This is a genomic window from Pseudomonas sp. SIMBA_068, from assembly GCF_046534705.1.
GTDB classification, from domain to species: Bacteria; Pseudomonadota; Gammaproteobacteria; order Pseudomonadales; family Pseudomonadaceae; genus Aquipseudomonas; species Aquipseudomonas putida.
On the sequence record NZ_JAWRYI010001176.1, the window covers coordinates 1 to 250 of the forward strand.

1 protein-coding gene is annotated in these 250 nt (G+C 55.2%); it reads left to right on the forward strand.

From position 1 onward, the window contains the following. Positions 1–2: 2 nt before the first annotated feature. Positions 3–250, forward strand: a 248-nt coding sequence (locus SB756_RS33240; RefSeq protein ID WP_252354374.1) for a HisA/HisF-related TIM barrel protein, incomplete at its 3' end; no start/stop codon positions are given.

Consider the following 250-nt stretch of genomic DNA (forward strand, 5'->3'; position numbering starts at 1 on the left):
TGATGATTATTCCGGCATTAGATTTAATCGACGGCACCGTGGTACGTCTCCATCAGGGCGATTACGGCAAACAACGCGATTACGGTAACGACCCGCTGCCACGCTTACAGGATTACGCTGCGCAAGGTGCCGAAGTGTTGCACCTGGTGGATCTGACCGGGGCAAAAGATCCGGCTAAACGTCAAATCCCGCTGATTAAAACCCTGGTCGCGGGTGTTAACGTTCCAGTGCAGGTTGGTGGCGGCGTGCG